This window comes from Roseateles sp. FW305-36, assembly GCF_058787015.1.
Genome location: NZ_JBYSZK010000023.1, coordinates 22,608 through 43,496, shown reverse-complemented (window position 1 = coordinate 43,496; position 20,889 = coordinate 22,608). Strand labels below are relative to the sequence as shown.

The window sequence follows — 20,889 nt, the reverse complement described above, 5'->3', positions numbered from 1 at the left end:
ATCGATCAGAACTTGTAGGTGCCGCCGAGCAGGAACTGGCGGCCGTAGGACGTGTAGCGCTCCGGCAGCGTGGCATTCGGGTCCTTGGCGCCCGTGGAGATGCCGACGCGAGTCCGGTAGGGTCGATCACGCAGATTGTTCACCTGAAGCGTCAGCGACAGGCCCTTGAAGGCGCCGGACTCGAAGGCGTAGCCGACCTGGGCATCCAGGATGGTCTCGGCCGCGATCATGCTGGGCACGTTCTCGCCGAAGGTGCCGCGCACCGTCGTCACGAAAGCCGAACGATGACGGCTGCCGATGCGGGCGGAGATGCCGTCGCGCTCGTAGTAGACGACGAAGTTGGTCGCCACGCCCGACAGGCCATCCAGCGGGTTGTTGAGGTTGTTGTCCTCATGCAGGGAACTGCGCGTTTTGGAGTAGCTCATCGTCACGCCGATGCCGTCCAGCGAGGGGCTCACCAGGCCCGCGTCCAGCGAGCCGCTCAGCTCCGTGCCCGCCACCATGCCGCCGTGGCCGTTGGCCTTGGTGCTCAGCAGGCCGATGTTGCTGATCGGCGTGTAGGTCGTCGGGTTGGGGAAGCCGGTGAAGTCGAAGGGGATGCTCTGCGAGTAGACGAAGTTCTTGATGTTCTTGTGGAAGGCCGCCGCCGCCACATAGCTGCGCTTGCTGAAGTAGTGCTCGACGGACAGGTCCGCCGCGTCGGCGCGCCAGGGTTCCAGGTTGGCGTTGCCGCCGCTGGCCGACCAGGTGCGGTCGGTGCTGCTGACGTTGATGCCCGAGAAGCCGGCGCGCATGTCTTCCATGTTCGGGCGTGCCAGCACCTTGGCCAGGCCGAAGCGCAGGATGGTGTTCTGGGTCAGCTCGGCCGACAGGTTGATGCTGGGCAGGGTGTCGGTGTAGCTGGTGCCGCCGCTCGTCGGGTCGCTGGCGCTGGTCTTGGGATTCCACAGCAGGCCGTTGCTGGACTGCTGTGCGTGCACGACGCGCAGGCCCAGGCTGCCGTGGATGGGCACGCCCCAGTCGAACTCCATGCCCAGCTTGCCGTAGGCCGCCGTCACCTTCTCGTGCACGGCCCAGACCCGGCCGGGCGCCTGGTCGGCCGAGGCCGGCACGGCGTCGTAGAGGCTGAGCACGCTGGGCAGGTCGAAATTGACCATGCGGATATTGCTGCCTGCAAAGCTCAGGTCGGTCGGCTCGCGCAGCAGGTTGGACGGGATCAGCACCGGCGTGCGGTTGTTCTTGAGGTTGTAGTAGACCTCGGTGCGGTTCATGGACTTGTCGCGCTGCGAGTAGTCCACCCCGGCCTCGACGCTGTTGAGCCAGCTGTCGAAGTTGCGGCCGGCGCTCAGCTTCAGGGCCTTGATCTCGTCGCGCACCTTGGGGAACTGGCTGCGGCCGTCACGCCCCCAGTTGGCCGGGTCGGTCAGGTAGACCTTGCTGGGGTCGGAGAAGTCGAAATCGGGCTGGAAGGTCGAACGGCCATCGCCCGTGACGATGTTGGCGTTGTTCAGCGTGACGCGGTTCTTGGAGCCGGCCTGCACTTCGCCGTTCTGCTCGTCGCGCTTGGCCTTGGACATGCTGAGGTCGCCCACCAGCTTCCAGTCTGCCAGCTTGAGCTCGTTGTTCCAGCCGATGGCGCGGATGTCGTCCTTGCGCTTGTTGTAGGTCGTCAGCGCCACCGGCGTCGTGTTGACGACGTTGCCGCTGGTGATGATCTTGTCGCCGTTGATGTCGCTGGTCTGCGCGTTGGTCCAGCCCGCGCCCGACCAGGTCGACATGTCCGACATCACCGTGCGGCGCGCCTCGGTCTGGTCGAACTTGGAGTAGTAGAGGTCCAGCGTGCTGTGGAAGCCGGCGTTGGGCTTGTACTCGAGCACGCCCATCAGGCCATCACGCTTCTGGCGCGACGAGGCGGCGCCGAGCTCGAAGCCCTGCAGGGCCACGGCATCCAGCGGTGCACCCGGCAGCGGTGAACCCCAGTTGTTGGTGTTGGCCCACCACCAGCTCTTGTAATGCTTTTCCTGGTTGGGCGAATCCAGGTGGGCGAAGCCGACGGCGGCGCCGAAGCTGCGGTCGGCCGACTGCGTCACCCAGGAGGCGCTGATGCGGTTGCCGGTGCCGGAGATCTCCGGATTCAGCGAGCCATTGGAATTGCGCTCCATGCGGGCGCCGACCACCATCTGCGACTTCGAGAAGTCCAGCGGGCGCAGCGTCTTCATGTTGATGGTGCCGGACAGGCCTTGCGCAGACAGGCTGGCGTCGGGCGTCTTGTAGACCGTGGCGGCATTGATCAGCTCGGACGGGAACTGGTCGTATTCCACCGAGCGGTTGTCGCCGGTGGAGACGATCTCGCGGCCGTTCAGCAGGGTCACGCCGTACGTCGGCGCCATGCCGCGGATGCTGATGACCGACGAGCGGCCCGCCACGCGCTGGGCCGTCAGGCCGGGCAGGCGCGAGATGGCGTCGGCGATGGACACATCGGGCAGCTTGCCGATGTCTTCCGCCGAGATGGCCTCGACGATGGCATCGGCATTGCGCTTGGTGCTGATGGAGGTCTCGAGGCTGGCGCGGAAGCCCGTGACGGTGACGGTCTCGAGCTTCTGGTCGCCGGCCGGCGCGGTCTGCGCCAGGCCGAGGGCCGGCGCGCCAAGCAGCCCGACGCACAGGGCGACGGGCGTCAGGCGGTAGGGTCGTTGTGGCGTGAGGGTGCGCACCTTGGCGCGCAGGCTTTGCTGGGTCATCTTCGGTCTCCTGGTTCGACTTGTTCGCTGCTCGGCCGGCCTTTTTGGAGTGACACCTCGCTGCTCTCCGGCAGTCTCGGCGTCAAAATTGGAACCGGTTCCAAACGCGACGCAAATCTAATGCGGCACAGTCGGGCCTGTCAATCTCGTCGGCCCGGGGGTTGACGTTTTTTTGCTTCACCCACTACCGTCGCGGCCCCAACCGACCGATGACATGCAGCGCAAACCCTCTTCCCTTCGCCCCGTTCTTCTCGCCTGCACCCTCCTGCTTGCCGGCACCGCGGGCGCCGCGAGTGATACCGATTCCATCGTGCAGGCCTGGCCGGCCCGCAAGCCCGTTCGCGATGCCGCCGTGGAAGCCAGGGTCGAGGCCGCGCTGAAGGGGCTGAATCTGCGCCAGAAGCTCGGCCAGATCGTGCAGCCCGAGATCCGCGCCATCACGCCGGACGAGGTGCGCGAGTACGCCATCGGCACCATCCTGAACGGCGGCGGCGCCTGGCCTGGCGAAGACCGTGCGGCCACGCCGGCGCAATGGCGGGCGCTGTCGGAGAAGTTCCAGGCCGCGGCCCTGCAGGCCACGCCGGGCATCCCGCTGATCTGGGGCACCGACGCCGTCCACGGCCACAACAATGTGCGCGGCGCCACCCTGTTCCCGCACAACATCGCCCTCGGCGCGACGCGCGACGCCGACCTGGTGCGCGACATCGGCCGCGCCACCGCCCGCGCCGTACGCGCCTCGGGCCTGCACTGGGTGTTCGCGCCGACCCTGGCTGTCGTGCAGGACGTGCGCTGGGGCCGAACCTATGAGAGCTTCAGCGTCGACCCGGCGCTGGTCAAGCGCCTGGGCCAGGCCTCGGTCGAGGGCCTGCAGGAAGGCCTGAAGGACGGCCGCGGCGTGCTGGCGACGGCCAAGCATTACATCGGTGACGGCGGCACGCGCCGCGGCATCGACCAAGGCGTCACGCAGGCCTCGCCCAGCGATCTCGCCAACGTCCACGGCGCCGGCTATCTCGGCGCGCTGGATGCCGGCGTGCTGACCGTCATGACGTCCTTCAGCAGCTGGACCGACAGCGCTGGCTACGTCGAGCACGGCAAGATGCATGGCAACGCCACGCTGATGACGAGCGTGCTCAAGGAAAGACTGGGCTTCGACGGTCTCATCGTCAGCGACTGGGACGGCGTCGGCCAGGTGGCCGGCTGCACGCCCGAGCATTGCCCCGCCGCCATCAATGCCGGCATCGACGTCGTCATGGTGCCCTTCAAGTGGAAGGCCTTCTACGCCAACACGCTGCGCGACGTCGAGCGGGGCGCCATCCCCATGGCCCGCATCGACGACGCGGTGCGCCGCATCCTGCGCGTGAAGTTCAGCATGTCGGTGCCGACGCAGGTGCCGGCCACGGTGGAGGCCATGCAGGCGCCGGAGCTGGCACGCCGCGCGGTGCGCGAGTCGCTGGTGCTGCTGAAGAACAAGCCCGGCCTGCTGCCGCTGAAGCCCAATGCCAAGGTCCTCGTCGTCGGCGCCGCCGCCGACAGCCTGGCCCACCAGGCCGGCGGCTGGAGCGTGACCTGGCAGGGTCGCGACACCACCAACGCCGACTACCCGCAGGGCACGACGCTGCTGGCGGCACTGCGCCAGCGCCTGGGCGTGGCCAACGTCAGCTTCGACGCCGACGGCAGCAAGAACGACCCGAAGAGCTTCGACGCCGTCATCGCCGTGCTGGCCGAGACGCCCTATGCCGAGGGCGAGGGCGATGTGCGCATCACCGAGAACCTGCGCCACAGCCGTCGCCATCCCAAGGACGCCGAAGTCCTGCAGCGCGTCGCCGGCCACGGCAAGCCGGTCATCACGCTGCTCTATTCGGGACGTCCGCTCTATGTGAACGACCTGGCCAACAAGAGCGACGCCTTCATCGCCGCCTGGCAGCCAGGCACCGAGGGCGCCGGCTTGACCGATGTGCTGGTCGCGTCGGCCGACGGCAAGGCCTGGGCAGGCTTCAGCGGCCGCCTGTCCTTCCCCTGGCCGGCCGGCCCCTGCCAGTTCAGCGCCCATGAGAAGCAGCCCTGGTGGCCGGTCGGCGGCGGCCTGAGCGGCAAGGAGACCCAGGTAAGTACCAAGCCTCTCCCGGAGCCGGCCGACCCTCAGCCCATCTGCCCCCTGTGATCCAATCGCCCGCGACAACAACAGGGCGTGAATGGCAACGATCAAGGATGTAGCGCGACTGGCCGGCGTGGGCGTGGGTACCGCGTCGCGCGTCATCAGCGGAAACGGTTCCGTCGCGCCGGCCACGGCCGAACGGGTGCGCAAGGTCATCGCCCAGCTGAAGTTCCGCCCGTCGCAGACGGCACGGTCACTCGGTGCCGGCACGTCCAAGCTGATCGGCGTCTACATCCCCTTCCTGCGCGGCACCTACTACACGCCCATCCTGCGCGTCATCGACACGGTGCTGCGCACCCAGGGCCTGCACATGGTGGTGGCCTTCGGCGAAGGCATCGAGGACGAGCGCGTCGAGACCAACGACGGCATGCGCTTCCTGCTGGACCGCGACTGCGACGGCCTCATCGTGCTGTCCAACGCCATGCAGGACGAGGACCTCAAGGCCCTGGGCCCGGCGGCGCGCCAGGTCGTCGTGCTGAACCGCCACTTCGACCGCATCAAGGACCAGTGCTTCACGGCCGACCATGTGCAGGGCGGTGTGCAGGCGGCGCGCGCCCTGCTGCAGCACAAGCACAAGGACATCGCCATCGTCTCGGGCCCGACGACTTCGCCCGACAACGTCGCGCGCCTGAACGGCTTCATGGGCGAGCTGGCGCTGCGCGGGCTGGACACGTCCAAGATCGTCACCGTGCCGGGCGACTTCTCCAACCAGGCCGGCTGGGATGCCGCCGAGGTGCTGCTGAAGCAAAAGCGCCTGCCCACCGCCGTCTTCTGCGCCAACGACGAGATGGCCATCGGCCTGCTCGCCCACTTCCAGGAGCGCGGCGTGTCCGTGCCCCACGAGGTTTCGGTGCTGGGCTATGACGACTCTCCCAGCGCCGAATTCGCCGCGCCCCGCCTCACCTCGGTGCACATTCCCAGCCACGAAGTGACGCTGGCCGGCCTGAACTGGCTGCTGAACCGCTGCTATGGCATGGCGCTGCCGGTGGCCCGCCAGTTCGACATCTCCGTCACCTGGCGCGCCTCGGTGGCGGCCCCACCTTCCCGCAAGCGCGGCTGAGGCCACAATCCGGGGTGAACTTTCACCTCGCCTCATGCCCCACCGCGTCCTGACCGGCATCACCACGACCGGCACCCTGCATCTCGGCAATTACGTCGGCGCCATCCGCCCGGCCGTTGAAGCCAGCCGCAAGCCCGGCGTGGAGAGCTTTTTCTTCATGGCCGACTTCCACGCGCTGATCAAGTGCGACGACCCCGACCGGGTCGCCCGCTCCAGCCGCGCCATCGCCGCCACCTGGGTCGCCGCCGGCCTGGACACCGACCGCGTGACGCTCTACCGCCAGAGCGACATCCCCGAGATCCCCGAGCTGACCTGGCTGCTGAACTGCGTGACGGCCAAGGGTCAGATGAATCGCGCCCATGCCTACAAGGCCGCGGTGGACGCGGCCGTGGCCGCCGGCGAGGAGCCCGACGCCAACGTGACCATGGGCCTGTTCAGCTACCCGGTGCTGATGGCGGCCGACATCCTGATGTTCAACGCCCACCAGGTGCCGGTGGGCAAGGACCAGGTCCAGCACATCGAGATGGCTCGCGACGTCGCCCAGCGCTTCAACCACCTGTTCGGCCAGGGCAAGGAGCTGTTCACCCTGCCCGAGGCCGTGACCGACGCCGAGATGGAACTGCTGCCCGGCCTGGACGGCCGCAAGATGAGCAAGAGCTATGACAACGTCATCCCGCTCTTCGAAGGCGGCAGCGCGGCGCTGAAGGACGCGGTCGCGCGCATCGTCACCGACTCCAAGCTGCCCGGCGAACCCAAGGACCCGCAGGGCCAGGCCCTGGTCACCATCTACGACGCTTTCGCGACGACCGAGCAGCGCGCCGCCTTCCGCGCCGCCCTGCGCGGCGGCCTGGGCTGGGGCGAGGCCAAGCAGCAGCTGGTCGCCCTCATCGAAGGCCAGATCGGCCCGATGCGCGAGCGCTATGCCCAGCTGATGGCCCAGCCCGAGCAGCTCGAAGCCATCCTGCAGGCCGGCGCCGCCAAGGCCCGCGCCATCGCCGTGCCCTTCCTGAAGCAGCTGCGCGCCGCCGTCGGCCTGCGCCCCTATACCGACACCGCGACGACGGCCGTCGCCAAGGCCGAGAAAGCCGCCCAGCCGGTCTTCAAGCAATACCGCGAAGCCGACGGCAAGTTCTATTTCAAGCTGCTGTCCGCCGGCGGCGATCTGCTGCTGCAGAGCAGCGCCTTCGAGCAGGGCCGCGACGCCGGCCAGTGGGTCGCCCGGCTGAAGCGCGAAGGCTGGGTGGCGGACGCGCCCGTGCAGCGCGAGGCCAGCGTCGACGACATCGCGGCCGCCCTGGCCGCTTTCCAGGAAGACTGACGTGGCCGACGTCACCGAACTGCTGATCGGCACCTCCAAGGGCGACCCCGCGGCGCTGCAGCAGCTCTACGCCCTGCTCTATCCCGAGATCAAGCGGGTGGCGCGCATCCGCCTGGCGCAGTGCGGCCCCAATGGCCGGGCCGCCGGCCTGGACACCACCGCCCTGGTGCACGAAGGATTCCTGCGCATGGCCGACCAGCAGGGCCTGCAGGGCGAGACGCGCGGCCAGTTCTTCGCCTACATCGGCCGCGTGCTGCGCTCCGTCGTCATCGACCACCTGCGCACCGAGGGCCGCGACAAGCGCGGTGGCGACGCGCTGATGGTCACGCTGTCGGCCGCCGGCGACGTGGCCGCCGTGCAGAGCCAGGCCGTCGACCTGATCGGCCTGGACCAGGCCCTGACGCGCATGCAGCAGCTCGACAAGGGCCTCTACGAACTCATCGAGATGATCGGCTTCGCCGGCCTGTCCATCGCCGAGGTGGCGACGCTGCGCAACCTGTCCACGCGCAGCATCAACCGCGAGCTGCTGAAGGCCCGGGCCCTGCTCCAGGAACTGCTCGGCGACAAACCCGACACGACTTACTGATGCACTCCGGGCTGCAGGCCGACGACTGGCAGCGCCTTTCCGCGTTGTTCGACGAACTGGCCGAGCTGCCCGCCGCGGAGCGCCTGAGCCGGCTGGCCGCGCTGGAGCCGCGCGAGCTGGCCGAGCGCCTCGCGCGCATGCTGGCCTCCCTGCCCGACGACGACGCGACGGTGCTGGTCGGCCAACCCGACTTCAACGCCCGCCTCGCCGAGGCCCTGGCCGAACCCGTCATGCTGCCGCCGCCCCAGGCCGGCGACCGCCTCGGCGCCTGGTGCCTGGCCGAGCTGCTGGGCGAAGGCGGCATGGGCCAGGTCTGGCGCGCCGAGCGGGCCGACGGCCTCTACCAGGGCGAGGCCGCCATCAAGCTGCTGCGCGACGACCTCGCCAGCCCCGGCCTGGCGGCGCGCTTCGCCCGCGAACGCGCCCTGCTCGGCCGCCTGACCCATCCCAATATCGCCCGGCTGCTGGACGCCGGCGAGCAGGACGGCCGCGCCTATCTGGTGCTGGAGTACGTGGCTGGCCGGACCCTGTCGCGGCATGTGCGCGAGCACGAACTGCCGCTGGCCGAGCGCGTCAAGCTGCTCGTCGAGGTGGCCCGCGCCGTCGAGCATGCCCACGCCCAGCTCATCGTGCATCGCGACCTCAAGCCCAGCAATGTGATGCTGGACGAGAGTGGGTGTACGAAGCTTCTGGACTTCGGCATCGCCGGCCTGCTCGACGACTCCGGCCAGCAGGCCGACCACCAGCTGACGCAGATCACCGGCCGGCGGCTCACGCCCGCCTATGCCGCGCCGGAGCAGATCACCGGCGAAACGGTTGGCGTCGCGAGCGATATCTATTCCCTCGGCGTCATGCTCTACGAGCTGGCCAGCGGCGAACTGCCCTTCGGCCGGCGCGGCCTCAGCCGCACGGCGCTGGAGCACGCAGTGCTGCACGGCCAGGCGCCACGGCGCATTGCGCGCACGACGACGTCAACAAGCACCGGTGGCGGTGGCAGCGGCGAGCACGAGTCCGGCCCCGGCCGACCCGACGATGCCGAGCGCGCGGCGGGCGACCTCGAGGCCGTGGCCGCCAAGGCCATGCGGCGCAACCCGGCCGAACGCTATGCCAGCGTCGGCAGCTTCATCGACGATCTGGAGCACTGGCTGGCCCAGCGCCCCGTCAGCGTGCGCGCCGAGGACTGGCGTCACCGCGCCCACCTGTGGATGCGCCGCAATGCGGCCCTGGCCGTCGGCGCCACGCTGGTGTTCGCGGCCCTGAGCGCCGGCCTGGCCGTCAGCCTGTGGCAGCGCCGCGAGGCCCAGGCCGCGGCGCGCCAGAGCGAGGCCGTGACCCGCTTCCTGACCGAACTGCTCGGCAGCGCCAACCCCGACAAGCACGGCGGCCATATTCCCAATGTGCTGGAGCTGCTGGAGAAGAGCCGGGCCGAGCTGCCCAAGCGCTTCGCCGACGACCCGGTCACCCATGCCCGCGTGCTCGAGGTCATGGGCGACACCTATGCGGACATGAACCGCTTCGACATCGCCATCCCCCTTGCCGACGAGCTGGTGGCACTGACGCAGGGGCTGTGGGGCGAAGACGACCCCGCCAGCCTGCGCGCGCTGCGCCTGCGGCTGCGGCTGGACACGTCGCTGAGCTCGCCGCTGGGCGTCATCGCGCGCGGCGAGCCGCTGCTGGCCGCGATGGAACGCCAGGGCGCTGACACCGACGACCGCCTGGAGCTGCTCTACCAGCTCATCGTCGCCTATGCCCAGGCCGGCCGCACCGACGACGCCGAGCGCGTGCGCGCCGAAGCCTGGCCGCTGGTGCTGCAGCGCTTCAAGCCGACCGATTTCGACGCCCAATACTTCAACACCTATGTCTTCCACCTGCGCCTGGCCCAGGGCCGGCTGCGCGACGCCGAGCAGCTGATGCTGGACGTCGGCGACGCCATCGCCCATCCGCCGGCGCACCGGGTGCGCTTCGCGCTGCAGTTGCGCCGCCACCTGTGGACCGCCCAGGCGCGGCTGGGCCGGCCCGAGGCCAGCATCGAGGCGGCCGAGCAGCTGGTCGCCGACTGCGACAGCCTGCTCGGCCCGAGCAATGTCAGCGCCCAGCGCGTGCGCAGCGAGCTGGCCCGCCAGCTCGGCGAGCGCGGCCAGTGGATCGAGGCCTTGCCCGTGCACGCCGCCCTGGCCGCCAGCGTGCGCGCGGCCGACCACCCGACGCTGCGTCTGCCGCTGGACGCCGCCGCCCTGCTCGCCCGCGTGCTGGCCGGCCAGACCCAGGGTGGCGTCGCCGAGGTGCAGCGCCTGACCGAAGCCCTCAAGCCCTCGCCGGTGCTGACCGGGCCCAACTGGGTGGAGGCCAGCGGCCAGGTCGTGCGCGCGGCCCTGGCCCTGCGCCGCCCCGACCTGGCGGCCCTGGCCCTGCAGCCGCTGCAGGACCGCCAGGCCCAAGCCTGGCTGGAGCAGCACGCGGCGCTGCGCACCCGCATCGCCCAGTGGCAGGCCGAGCTGGACCGCGCCCGCGGCGCCCTGCCCGCCAGCATCGCCGCCCTGCGCCAGCGCGTCGAGTATCTGGACGGCCAGCCCCAGCCCGAGCCGCTGCCGCACTGGACGGCCCAGCTCGACCTCGCCCTCAGCCTGGCCCGCGCCGGCCAGCCCGTCGCCGAGGCCCTGGCCCGCGCCGACGCGCTGCGTCCGGCCTGGCTGGCCAGCCATCCCCTGGACACCCTGCGCCGCGAGCTGGAAGCCGGCAAGACAAGCGGCCATTGGGAGGGCCAGTTCTGACCATGGACGCCACCGACTGGCCCCGCGTCTCGGCCCTCTTCGACGAGCTGGCCGACCTGCCCGCCGCCGCACGCCAGGCGCGCCTGGCCGAGCTGCAGCCGCCCGAGCTGGCCCAGCGCCTGGCGCGCATGCTGGCCTCGCTGCCGGACGATCCCGACGCGACCGTGCTCGTCGGCGGCACCGCCTTCAACGCCCAGCTGGCCGAGGCCCTCGTCGACCGCCCCGGCAACAAGCGGCCCGAGCCCGGCGACCGCCTGGGCTCCTGGTGCCTGGCCGAGCTGCTGGGCGAGGGCGGCATGGGCCAGGTCTGGCGCGCCGAGCGGGCCGACGGTCTCTACCAGGGCGAGGCCGCCATCAAGCTGCTGCGCGACGACCTCGCCAGCCCCGGCCTGGCGGCGCGCTTCGCCCGCGAACGCGCCGTGCTGGGCCGCCTCACCCACCCCGGCATCGCCCGCCTGCTGGACGCCGGCGAGCAGGACGGCCGCGCCTTCCTGGTGCTGGAGTACGTGTCCGGGCAGACGCTCAGCGCCCATGCGCGCGACCACGCCCTGCCGCTGGCCGCGCGCGTGAAGCTGCTCGTCGAGGTGGCCCGCGCCGTCGAGCACGCCCATGCCCAGCTCATCGTCCACCGCGACCTCAAGCCCAGCAACGTCATGCTCGACGAGAGCGGCCGCGCCAAGCTGCTGGACTTCGGCATCGCCGGCCTGCTGAACGACTCGGGCATGCAGGCCGACAGCCAGCTGACGCTGATCTCGGGCCGGCGGCTCACGCCCGCCTATGCCGCGCCCGAGCAGATCTCCGGCGCCGCCGTCGGTGTCGCTGCCGACATCTATTCGCTGGGCGTCATGCTCTACGAGCTGGCCAGTGGCCAGCTGCCCTTTGGCGGCAAGGGCCGCAGCCGCACGCAACTCGAACACGCCGTGCTGCATGCCGAGCCGGTGCGCCTGGCCCGCACCACGGGCAGCGCTGCCGAGGAACGCGAGCAGGGCCCCGGCCGCCCGCCCGACGCCGAGCGCGCCCGCGGCGACCTCGAAGCCGTGGCCGCCAAGGCCCTGCGCAAGGAGCCGTCCGAGCGCTATGCCAGCGTCGGCGCCTTCGCCGACGACCTGCAGCGCTGGCTGGAACAGCGCCCGGTCAGCGTGCGCGCCGAGGAATGGCGCCACCGCGTCCACCTCTGGGCGCGCCGCAACGCCGCCGTCGCCATCGGCGGCACCGTGGTCATCGCGACCCTCGTCCTCGGACTGGCCGTCAGCCTCTGGCAGCGCCGCGAGGCACAGTTCTCGGCCCACGAATCCGACCAGGTGACCGGTTATTTCACCGAGATGCTGAGCGCCGCCAGCCCCGACCAGAACGGCGGCCGCCAGCCCACCGTCGTCGAGCTGCTGGACCGCAAGCGCGAGGAGCTGGCGACCCGCTTCAAGGACCAGCCCGAGGTCAAGGACCGCGTCTTCGCGGCGCTGGTGAAGACCTATTTCGCGCTGCAGCGCTTCGACGTCGCCGCGCCGCTGGCCGAGCAACGCCTGGCCCATGCGCGCCAGGCCTTCGGCGAGGACGACCCGCGCACCGAGGACGCTGCCGTCGCGCTGGCCGGCATCCACACGGCCGTGGCCGGCGGCCAGCCCGTCATCGACCTGCTGGAACCGCTGCTGCCGCGCTGGGACAAGCGCTACGGACCACTGAGCGAGAAATCCCACGGCCTGCGCCTGCACCTGCTGACGGCCTATGGCCGCCTGGGTCGCTTTGCCGACGCCGAACGTGAGCTGGCCCTGGCCAGGCGCTCCAACGAAGCGATCTACGCCAACAACGCCTTCGAGCACGCACGCTTCGCCACCTACGAGAACGTGCTCTATGTCTACGAGGGCCGGCTGCTCGACGCCGAGCGTTCGCTGGAGGCGGCCAGGCCGTTCTGGAATCCCAAGGAAGCCGAGCGCATCCGGCCGGCCCTGGTGCTGGAGCGCAACCTGGCCTTCGTGCGCTGGCGGCTGGCACGCGAGAGCGAGGCCGAGGCCACGGCGCGCAGCGACGACCTGATCCGCCGCTGGGACGCCATCGCCCGCCCCGGCAACCACGCCAGCACGCTGATGCGCCAATTGCTGGCCGTCTATCTGCAGCAGCTGGGGCGTTTCGGCCCCGCCCTGGCCCAGCTCGACAAGGCCCAGGCCGAGACCGAGGCGGCCGGCGCCGATGACGCCGTGACCGGGCTGCTGCGCCGCACCCTGGTGCTGGAAGCCCGCGTGCTGGCCGCCGGCCAGGCCGATGCGGCCACCGTCGAGCGGGCCGTCCAGGCCCTGGCCGCGCTGGACGACGCGCCACTGATCGGCGACGTGCGCCGCGCCGAGGGCCTGCTGACCCTCGCCCATGTCGCGCTCGCGCCCGGCGCCGGCGAGGCCGGCCGCGTGCTGGCGCGCAATATCGAGCACCGCCTGGACACGCTGCGCCCGCTGCTGGCCCAGTCGCGCAACCTGGCCACGCGCATCGACCTCTTCAAGGGCCGCACGGCCGGCACGCCGTCGGCCTGGCTGGCCGCGACGCGCGTGCGCGTGGCCTATTTCGATGGCCTGCCGGAACCGCAGGGCCTGCCCGAGTGGGCCGCCCGCTTGCAGCTGGCCTGCGCGCTGCGCGCCGTCGGCGAGCCCTGGCAGCAAGCCCTGACCCGGGCCGAAGCCGCGCGCCCGGCCAACCTGGCCCAGCTGACGCCCGAGCCGCATCCGCTGACCGAGGTCGCCGCCCGACTGGCCGACGGCACCGCGGCGCCCGATTGCGACTGGCGTTTCTAGAGCTTTGCGTCTAGGCCCTCTGGGCAGGCTGTCACACCGCAAGGTGTTTACCCGGGGTGGGGCACCCTTTACGCGCGGTTAACTTTGCGGATCCCGAAAAGAATGTCCGAGGAGACGCACCCATGGCCACCATCGCCGCCGACACGCTCGCCCTGCAACGCCTGTATCACTGGGAGCGCACGACTGCCTCGACCGTGGCCCTGACCCAGCCCATGGGCGGCACCGAGGTCAAGGACTTCACCTGGGCCCAGGTCGGCGACCAGGTGCGCCGCATGGCGGCCTTCCTGAAGGCCCGCGGCCAGGCCGAGGGCTGGCCGGCCGACGCCAAGGTGGCCCTGTTGTCCAAGAACTGCGCCTGGTGGCTGATGACCGACCTCGCCATCTGGATGGCCGGTTATGTCTCCGTGCCGCTGTACCCGACGCTGGCGGCCGAGACCATCACCCAGATCCTCACCCACAGCGAGGCCAGATTCATCTTCGTCGGCAAGCTCGACGGCTGGGAAGGCATGAAGCCGGGCGTGCCGCCCAGCCTGGCCGGCGCGAGCTATGCGCTGTCGCCCGACGACGCCAAGAAGACCTACGAGAGCTGGGACGCCATCTGTGCGCGCACCGAGCCCATGAAGGGCGAGGTCGTGCGCGGCGCCGACGAGCTCTGCACGCTGATCTACACCTCGGGCACGACGGGCAACCCCAAGGGCGTCATGCACAACTTCGGCGGTTTCGCCTGGGCCGTGGCCGAAGGCCTGGCGCGCTTCCCGATGACGGCGCAGGATCGCATGCTGTCCTATCTGCCGCTGGCCCATGTGGCCGAGCGCGTGCTCGTCGAGCATGGCTGGCTGAAGACCGGCATGCGGCTGTGGTTCGCCGAGTCGCTGGACACCTTCGCGGCCGACCTGCAGCGCGCCCGCCCGACCATCTTCTTCAGCGTGCCGCGGCTGTGGGTCAAGTTCCAGCAGGGCGTGCAGGCCAAGATGCCGCCGCAGAAGATGAACAAGCTGCTGCGCCTGCCCATCATCGGCAGCCTGGTGCGCAAGAAGGTGCTCAAGGCCCTGGGCCTGGACCAGTGCCGCATCGCCGTCGGCGGTGCAGCGCCCATGCCCATCGCGCTGCTGGAGTGGTACGACAAGCTGGGCCTGCCCGTCAACGAAGGCTACGGCATGACGGAGAACCTGGCGCTGTCGCACATGACGCTGCCGGGCAAGAACCAGCGCGGTACCGTCGGCCCCGCCTATGCCGGCGTGCAGACCCGCATCGACCCCGCCAACGGCGAGCTGCAAATGCGCAGCCCGGCCCTGATGCTGGGCTACTACAAGGAACCCGGCCTGACGGCCGACGCATTGACCGCCGATGGCTGGCTGCACACCGGCGACAAGGTGACCCAGGACGCCGACGGCTGCGTGCGCATCACCGGCCGCGTCAAGGACCTGTTCAAGACCAGCAAGGGCAAATACGTCGCCCCCGCGCCGATCGAAGACAAGCTGGGCATGAACCCCAACATCGAGGCCTGCTGCGTGGCCGGCGCCAACATGGGCCAACCCCTGGGCATCGCCATGCTGTCGCCGCAGGGCATCCAGCGCGCCAGCTCCGAGGCCGAGCGCGCCGCGCTGATGGCCGAGCTGAGCAAGCACCTGGACGACGTCAACGCCCGCCTGGACCCTCACGAGCAGCTCGACACCCTGGTGCTGATCAAGACGCCCTGGACGGTGGACAACGGCTTCATCACGCCGACCTTCAAGGTCAAGCGCAATCGCATCGAGGAGGCGTATGCGGCCAAGTTCGATGCGTGGGCGGGCAAGCGGGCCAAAGTCCAACTCGGCGATTGAGGCGGCTGACGTAGCGCCATGGGCGCTCGGCTGATCTTCTTCTGCGGCAAGATGGCCGCCGGCAAGTCCACGCTGTCGCGCGAGCTGGCGGCGCGCCATGACGCCGTGCTGCTGGTGCAGGACGACTGGCTGGAAAGCCTCTATCCGGGCGAGATCCGGAGCATTGCCGACTTCGTGCGCTGCTCGACGCGGTTGCGCGATGCGCTCGGACCCCATGTCGTTGCGCTGCTGAGGCGCGGCACCTCGGTCGTGCTCGACTTCCCCGGCAACACGCGCACGCAGCGGGCTTGGTTCCGCGAGCTGTTCGAGCAGGCCGGCGTCGCACACGAACTGCATTTCATCGATGCCCCCGACGAGCTCTGCAAACGCCAGCTGCGCCAGCGCAGCCAGGGCCTGCCCGAGGGCGCGCCCTGGACCAGCGACGCCGAGTTCGACGCCATCACGGCCTATTTCCAGGCACCGGACGACGACGAAGGCTTCGTCGTCGTCCGGCATTCACGGGCCTGAGCTCAGTCGGGCAGGGAGAAGGCGTAGAGCTTGCTGTTCGGCGTGCCGAAGCCGAAGTTGCTGTAGCCCGAGCCCCAGTACAGCGTGCCGTCCGCGATGGCAGCGCCCGACAGGCAGGAGCCGCCGCTTGCATAGCTCCACAGAATGGCGCCGTTCGCACCGTTGAAGGCGTACATGCGGCCGCTGGCGTCCAGCGAGCAGCCGAAGACGACGCCGTTGGCCGTCGTCACCGGGCCCGAGGGGCCGCCGCCGACGCCGGCCGGCGCCAGCGGATCGACCGTCTGCCACAGCATGGCGCCGGTCGCCGCGTCCAGGCCGAACCAGGCGCCGCGCGTCGTCGGCGTGCTGGCACCCATGGGCATCCACGGGACCTGGTTGCTGTTGGCATTGGCCGTGTAGACGCGCGTGCCGTCCACCGCTGAGCCCCATTGCAGGCCGCCCGCCGTGCCACCCGGGCCGGCCTGGGTGACCCAGGCGACGGCGCCGGTGTCGGGGTTCAGCGCCCAGTACTGGCCGCTCTTCTGCCCGAGGCCCAGCAGTTCCATGGGCTTGCCCTTGCCACCCGCCTTGGTCTTGAACAGCGCCGGCGCCTGGCCGAAGTCGTAGTCGGGGCCCGCAGGCGACGGGCAGTTGCTGCCGTCGCCGAAGAAGGGGATGCAGTCCACCGTCCAGGCGTCGTAGGGAATGGCGCGGGTCGCCCAGCGCACCGCGCCTGTCTTCATGTCGAGGGCGAGGACGCTGTCGAAGTGATCGTCCGCCGGCAGGCAGGCCGCCTTGGCCACGGGGTCGCTGCCGGCCGCCGCCACGCAGGCCAGCACCGCCGGCGGCACCGAGTAGTTGTTGCCGGTGGCGATATAGACGGCACCGCGCGAGGTGTCGACGGCGGGGGAACTGCCCCAGACCGCGTTGCCGGTGTAGCCGGCCGGCGCGAGCATGGTCTTCCAGCGGATGGCGCCGGTGTTCAGGTCCAGGGACAGCATGCTGCCGCGGAAGGACAGCTGGTAGCCCGGCACGAAGGCGGCCAGGGCCTCTTCCTGCGAGGCCACGCCGACAAAGACCTGGTTGCCGTGGATGGTGGCCGACTGCGTGATGATGGCCGCGACATGCGGATCGGCCTGCGTGCTCCAGGCGAGGGCGCCGGTGTCCTTGTCGAAGGCCAGCACCCGGGCGCCCGGGCCGCCACCGGCCAGGATGGAGCCCTGGGTGCCGATGACGACCTTGCCGCCACCGATGGCCGGCGTCGCGCGCGCCTTGTCCATCGGGATGCCGGTCACCGCGGGCAGGTGGACGGCCCAGCGGACGCTGCCGTTGCTGCGGTTGATGGCATAGAGCCAGCCGGCCCAGTCGGGCACATAGACGGTGTCGCCATCGACAGCCGGCGTGGCGGACACGTCGCCCGCCGTCGTCAGCGCCCATTTGACGCCCAGCTGATTGACATTGCCGACGCCGAGCCGATGCTCGGACGGCTGGCTGCGTGTGTTCTCGCGGTCGCCCCCCGCATTGCTCCATTCACTGCCCTGCGCCGCTGCCGCCATCAGCGGCAGGGCCATGGCCACTGCCGCCAGCATGGTGCGCCGCGGCGCGGTCCGCTCTCGAAAACCGAACGTCTTCTTCATGGAAATTCTCCGTTCCTTGCTGCGACGCCCGATGCACAGGCCGTGGACGGGTGGGCATCGCGCAACCCACCACGGCGGGCGCTTGGTACCGCACGGGCAACAAAGCACCGGGTCATCAGAGGACTCGGCAAGGACGCCGGCATCGGGGCATACCCGTCGCCGTCCCCAGGGTTGAGGACGGCCTCCGGCTAGCTGCGCCAGTAGTCGGCCCGCCCGTAGTGGGCGCGCAGATGCTCGACCCACAGCCGCGTGCGCAGCGGCAGATGGCGCGACTGCGGAAAGATGGCGTAGATGCCATTGGGCGGCGCCGCGAACTCGTCCAGCACGCTCACCAGGCGGCCGGCGGCCAGGTCGGCCTCGACCTCCCAGGTGCTGCGCCAGGCGATGCCCAGCCCCTCCACGCACCAGTCGTGCAGCACCTGGCCGTCGCTGCAGTCCAGCCGCCCCGCGGGTCTCAGATGCTGGACCGCACCGTCGATCTGGAAGGCCCAGCCGCGGGTCTGGCTGGCTTCGGAGCTGAGCGTCAGGCAGGCGTGACGGCCGAGATCGTCGGGATGCCTGGGCGTGCCGGCCCGCTTCAGATAGGCCGGCGCTGCGACGCACAGCCGCCGGTTGTCGGCCAGGCGGGTGCTGACCAGGCTGGAATCCGGCAAATCGCCGACGCGCACCGCGCAGTCGAAGCCCTCGTGGACGATGTCGACGACGCGGTCGCTGAGATTCAGCGACAGGCTCAAGTCGGCATGCTCGGCCAGGAAGCCCGGCACCAGGGGCGCGACATGGCGGCGGCCGAAGCCCGCGGGCGCCGTCACCCTCAGATGGCCGCTGGCTTTCAAGCCGCCCGCGCTCACCGCGGCCTCGGCGTCGGCCAGTGCGGCAATGAGGCGCTGGCAGTCTTCCAAAAAAGCCTGGCCCTCGGACGTCAGTGTCAGCCGCCGCGTCGTGCGCAGCATCAGCTTGACGCCCAGACGGGCCTCCAGCGCATCCAGCCGCCGGCCCATGACGGCCGGCGCGACGCCCTCGGCCTGGGCGGCGGCGGTGAGGCTGCCCTTGGCAGCGACGAGGACGAAGGACTCGATCTGCTTGAGCTTGTCCATGTCCTGATTGTGCTTGCGCGGCAGCACAAAGACAGCGATTTCAGGAAGTATCTTTGCGTTTTAGTCACAGATGAATGGCACCACCCGCAGCGAATCCCGACACGCGCTGCGGCTAGATTGGCGACATCCGTTGTTGCCTCTCGCAGGAGTTGTTCGCCATGCCCCGCACCACCCTCCACCGCCTGCAGGTCGATGCCGACCTGGCCCGTTTCATCGACACCGAGGTGCTGCCCGGCACCGGCGTCGCGGCCGAGGCCTTCTGGGCCGGCTTCAGCCAGCTGGCCCATGAGCTCGCCCCCATGAACCGCGCGCTGCTGGCCGAGCGCGACCGCCTGCAGTCCGAACTGGACGCCTGGCACGAGGCCCATCCGGGCCCCATCGGCGACATGCCCGCCTACCGGACCTTTCTGCAGCGCATCGGCTACCTCGTCGAGCCGCCGGCCCAGGTGCAGGCCACCACGGCCAACGTCGATGCCGAGCTGGCCCTGCAGGCCGGCCCCCAGCTGGTCGTGCCCATCCTGAATGCCCGCTATGCGCTGAACGCCGCCAATGCGCGCTGGGGCTCGCTCTACGACGCCCTCTATGGCACCGACGCCATCCCCGAGACCGACGGCGCCACCCGTGACGGCGCCTACAACCCGGTGCGCGGCGCCAAGGTCATCGCCTTCGCCCGTCAGGTGCTGGACCAGGCCGCGCCGCTGGTCAGCGGCTCGCACGCCCAGGCCACCGGTTACCGCGTCGAAGGCGGCCAGCTCGTCGTCGCCCTCGCCTCGGGCGCCACCACCGGCCTGCAAAACCCCGCCGCCTTCGCCGGCTACCAGGGCGATGCAGCCACGCCCAGCAGCGTGCTGCTGGTCCACCACGGTCTGCACCTGGACATCCGCATCGACCGCAGCACGGCCATCGGCAAGAGCGACGCGGCCGGCGTGGCCGACGTCGTCGTCGAGTCGGCACTGTCGACCATCCTCGACCTGGAAGACTCGGTCGCGGCGGTGGACGCCGAGGACAAGCTGCTGGCCTATCGCAACTGGCTGGGCATCCAGCAGGGCACGCTGACCGAGGAGGTCGCCAAGGGGGGCAAGAGCTTCACGCGCCGCCTCAATGCCGACCGCGTCTACACGGCCCCCGCCGGTGGCACGGTGACGCTGCATGGCCGCTCGCTGATGTTCGTGCGCAATGTCGGCCATCTGATGACCAACCCGGCCGTCCTGCTGGACGACGGCAGCGAGATCCCGGAAGGCATCATGGACGCCGTCGTTACGACGACCATCGCCATGCATGATCTGAAGCGCCGCGGCAACAGCCGCACCGGCTCGGTCTACATCGTCAAGCCCAAGATGCACGGCCCGGCCGAGGTGGCCTTCGCCGCCGAGCTGTTCACCCGCGTCGAGCAACTGCTGGGCCTGCCCGACAGCACGGTCAAGCTGGGCATCATGGACGAGGAGCGCCGCACCTCGGTCAACCTGAAGGCCTGCATCGCCGCGGCCGCCAGCCGCGTCGCCTTCATCAACACCGGCTTCCTGGACCGCACCGGCGACGAGATGCACACCGCCATGCGCGCCGGTCCCATGCTGCGCAAGGGCGACATGAAGACCTCGAGCTGGATCCAGGCCTATGAGCGCAGCAATGTGCTGACCGGCCTGGCCTGCGGCCTGCGCGGCCGCGCCCAGATCGGCAAGGGCATGTGGGCCATGCCCGACCTGATGGCCGCCATGCTGGAGCAGAAGATCGGCCATCCCAAGGCCGGCGCCAACACCGCCTGGGTGCCCTCGCCCACCGCCGCCACCCTGCATGCCCTGCACTACCACCAGGTCAGCGTGGCCGCCGTGCAGCAGGAACTGGAGAAGGTGGACCTGGCCGCCGAGCGCGAAGCCATCCTGAACGCGCTGCTGACCATCCCCGTCGCGCCCCAGGCCGACTGGACGCCCGAGCAGCGCCAGCAGGAGCTGGACAACAACGTGCAGGGCATCCTGGGCTATGTGGTGCGCTGGATCGACCAGGGCGTGGGCTGCTCCAAGGTGCCCGACATCAACGGCGTCGGCCTGATGGAAGACCGCGCCACGCTGCGCATCTCCAGCCAGCACATCGCCAACTGGCTGCGCCACGGCGTCGTCAGCGCCGAACAGGTGCGCGAGACCTTCGCCCGCATGGCCAAGGTCGTCGACGGCCAGAACGCCGGCGACCCGGCCTACCAGTCGCTGGTCGCCCACCCGCAGGGCGCGGCCATGCAAGCGGCGCTGGACCTGGTCTTCAAGGGCGAGGCCCAGCCCAGCGGCTATACCGAACCGCTGCTGCACGCCTGGCGCCTGAGGGTGAAGGCAGCCGAGTGAAAGCCTGATCAGGGCTGTCAAGCAGCGGAAGCCCGGTGTTGTCGCCCCCGCACAGCAGAGGGACAACACGGGCACTGGCTTCTTAGGGGGCAAATCAAGATTCCGGCCTTC

12 protein-coding genes are annotated in these 20,889 nt (G+C 70.3%); 9 read left to right on the top strand and 3 right to left on the bottom strand.

Annotated features, from left to right (window positions below; all coding sequences use genetic code 11):
* Window positions 1-5: 5 nt before the first annotated feature.
* Window positions 6-2,741 (bottom strand): TonB-dependent receptor, encoded by a 2,736-nt coding sequence (locus AC3WOE_RS28835; RefSeq protein WP_492695643.1) that lies wholly within the window; start codon window positions 2,739-2,741, stop codon window positions 6-8.
* A 214-nt stretch (window positions 2,742-2,955) separates the two neighbouring features.
* On the opposite strand from AC3WOE_RS28835, the gene AC3WOE_RS28830 reads away from it, so the two are divergent.
* The 8 genes from AC3WOE_RS28830 to AC3WOE_RS28795 all read left to right on the top strand — a co-directional run bounded on the left by AC3WOE_RS28830 (window position 2,956) and on the right by AC3WOE_RS28795 (window position 15,738).
* Window positions 2,956-4,902 (top strand): glycoside hydrolase family 3 protein, encoded by a 1,947-nt coding sequence (locus tag AC3WOE_RS28830; RefSeq protein ID WP_492695641.1) that lies wholly within the window; start codon window positions 2,956-2,958, stop codon window positions 4,900-4,902.
* 31 nt (window positions 4,903-4,933) lie between these two features.
* On the top strand, window positions 4,934-5,956 hold the full coding sequence (locus tag AC3WOE_RS28825) for a LacI family DNA-binding transcriptional regulator (protein WP_492695639.1): 1,023 nt from the start codon (window positions 4,934-4,936) through the stop codon (window positions 5,954-5,956).
* 34 nt (window positions 5,957-5,990) lie between these two features.
* The gene (locus AC3WOE_RS28820; RefSeq protein ID WP_492695637.1) at window positions 5,991-7,274 is read left to right on the top strand and encodes a tryptophan--tRNA ligase; all 1,284 of its coding nucleotides are present in this window, start codon (window positions 5,991-5,993) and stop codon (window positions 7,272-7,274) included.
* Window position 7,275: 1 nt separating this feature from the next.
* Window positions 7,276-7,860, top strand: coding sequence for an ECF-type sigma factor (locus tag AC3WOE_RS28815; RefSeq protein WP_492695635.1), 585 nt, complete (start codon window positions 7,276-7,278; stop codon window positions 7,858-7,860).
* Window positions 7,860-10,631, top strand: coding sequence for a serine/threonine-protein kinase (locus AC3WOE_RS28810; RefSeq protein ID WP_492695633.1), 2,772 nt, complete (start codon window positions 7,860-7,862; stop codon window positions 10,629-10,631). Before AC3WOE_RS28815 ends, AC3WOE_RS28810 begins: the two co-directional genes overlap by 1 nt.
* Window positions 10,632-10,633: 2 nt before the next feature.
* On the top strand, window positions 10,634-13,408 hold the full coding sequence (locus AC3WOE_RS28805) for a serine/threonine-protein kinase (protein ID WP_492695631.1): 2,775 nt from the start codon (window positions 10,634-10,636) through the stop codon (window positions 13,406-13,408).
* A gap of 122 nt (window positions 13,409-13,530) precedes the next feature.
* Complete coding sequence (locus AC3WOE_RS28800) at window positions 13,531-15,231, top strand: AMP-binding protein (protein ID WP_492695629.1); 1,701 nt, start codon at window positions 13,531-13,533, stop codon at window positions 15,229-15,231.
* Between the two features lie 18 nt (window positions 15,232-15,249).
* Entirely contained in the window at window positions 15,250-15,738 is a 489-nt protein-coding gene (locus tag AC3WOE_RS28795; protein ID WP_492695627.1) for a P-loop nucleotide/nucleoside kinase family protein, read from the top strand.
* A 2-nt stretch (window positions 15,739-15,740) separates the two neighbouring features.
* Here AC3WOE_RS28795 and AC3WOE_RS28790 read toward each other — a convergent pair whose 3' ends face one another.
* Together AC3WOE_RS28790 and AC3WOE_RS28785 are read right to left on the bottom strand one after the other, a co-directional pair.
* Window positions 15,741-17,354 (bottom strand): outer membrane protein assembly factor BamB family protein, encoded by a 1,614-nt coding sequence (locus tag AC3WOE_RS28790; RefSeq protein WP_492695625.1) that lies wholly within the window; start codon window positions 17,352-17,354, stop codon window positions 15,741-15,743.
* 188 nt (window positions 17,355-17,542) lie between these two features.
* Entirely contained in the window at window positions 17,543-18,448 is a 906-nt protein-coding gene (locus tag AC3WOE_RS28785) for a LysR family transcriptional regulator (protein WP_492695623.1), read from the bottom strand.
* A gap of 158 nt (window positions 18,449-18,606) precedes the next feature.
* On the opposite strand from AC3WOE_RS28785, the gene AC3WOE_RS28780 reads away from it, so the two are divergent.
* The gene (locus AC3WOE_RS28780) at window positions 18,607-20,778 is read left to right on the top strand and encodes a malate synthase G (RefSeq protein WP_492695621.1); all 2,172 of its coding nucleotides are present in this window, start codon (window positions 18,607-18,609) and stop codon (window positions 20,776-20,778) included.
* Window positions 20,779-20,889 lie beyond the last annotated feature (111 nt).

Bases quoted from the DNA above. Each gene is read 5' to 3' on its own strand.
- AC3WOE_RS28820 (WP_492695637.1), top strand. From the start codon at position 5,991: ATGCCCCACCGCGTCCTGACCGGCATCACCACGACCGGCACCCTGCAT.
- AC3WOE_RS28780 (WP_492695621.1), top strand. From the start codon at position 18,607: ATGCCCCGCACCACCCTCCACCGCCTGCAGGTCGATGCCGACCTGGCC.
- AC3WOE_RS28810 (WP_492695633.1), top strand. From the start codon at position 7,860: ATGCACTCCGGGCTGCAGGCCGACGACTGGCAGCGCCTTTCCGCGTTG.
- AC3WOE_RS28830 (WP_492695641.1), top strand. From the start codon at position 2,956: ATGCAGCGCAAACCCTCTTCCCTTCGCCCCGTTCTTCTCGCCTGCACC.
- AC3WOE_RS28800 (WP_492695629.1), top strand. From the start codon at position 13,531: ATGGCCACCATCGCCGCCGACACGCTCGCCCTGCAACGCCTGTATCAC.
- AC3WOE_RS28805 (WP_492695631.1), top strand. From the start codon at position 10,634: ATGGACGCCACCGACTGGCCCCGCGTCTCGGCCCTCTTCGACGAGCTG.
- AC3WOE_RS28835 (WP_492695643.1), bottom strand. From the start codon at position 2,741: ATGACCCAGCAAAGCCTGCGCGCCAAGGTGCGCACCCTCACGCCACAA.
- AC3WOE_RS28790 (WP_492695625.1), bottom strand. From the start codon at position 17,354: ATGAAGAAGACGTTCGGTTTTCGAGAGCGGACCGCGCCGCGGCGCACC.
- AC3WOE_RS28785 (WP_492695623.1), bottom strand. From the start codon at position 18,448: ATGGACAAGCTCAAGCAGATCGAGTCCTTCGTCCTCGTCGCTGCCAAG.
- AC3WOE_RS28795 (WP_492695627.1), top strand. From the start codon at position 15,250: ATGGGCGCTCGGCTGATCTTCTTCTGCGGCAAGATGGCCGCCGGCAAG.
- AC3WOE_RS28825 (WP_492695639.1), top strand. From the start codon at position 4,934: ATGGCAACGATCAAGGATGTAGCGCGACTGGCCGGCGTGGGCGTGGGT.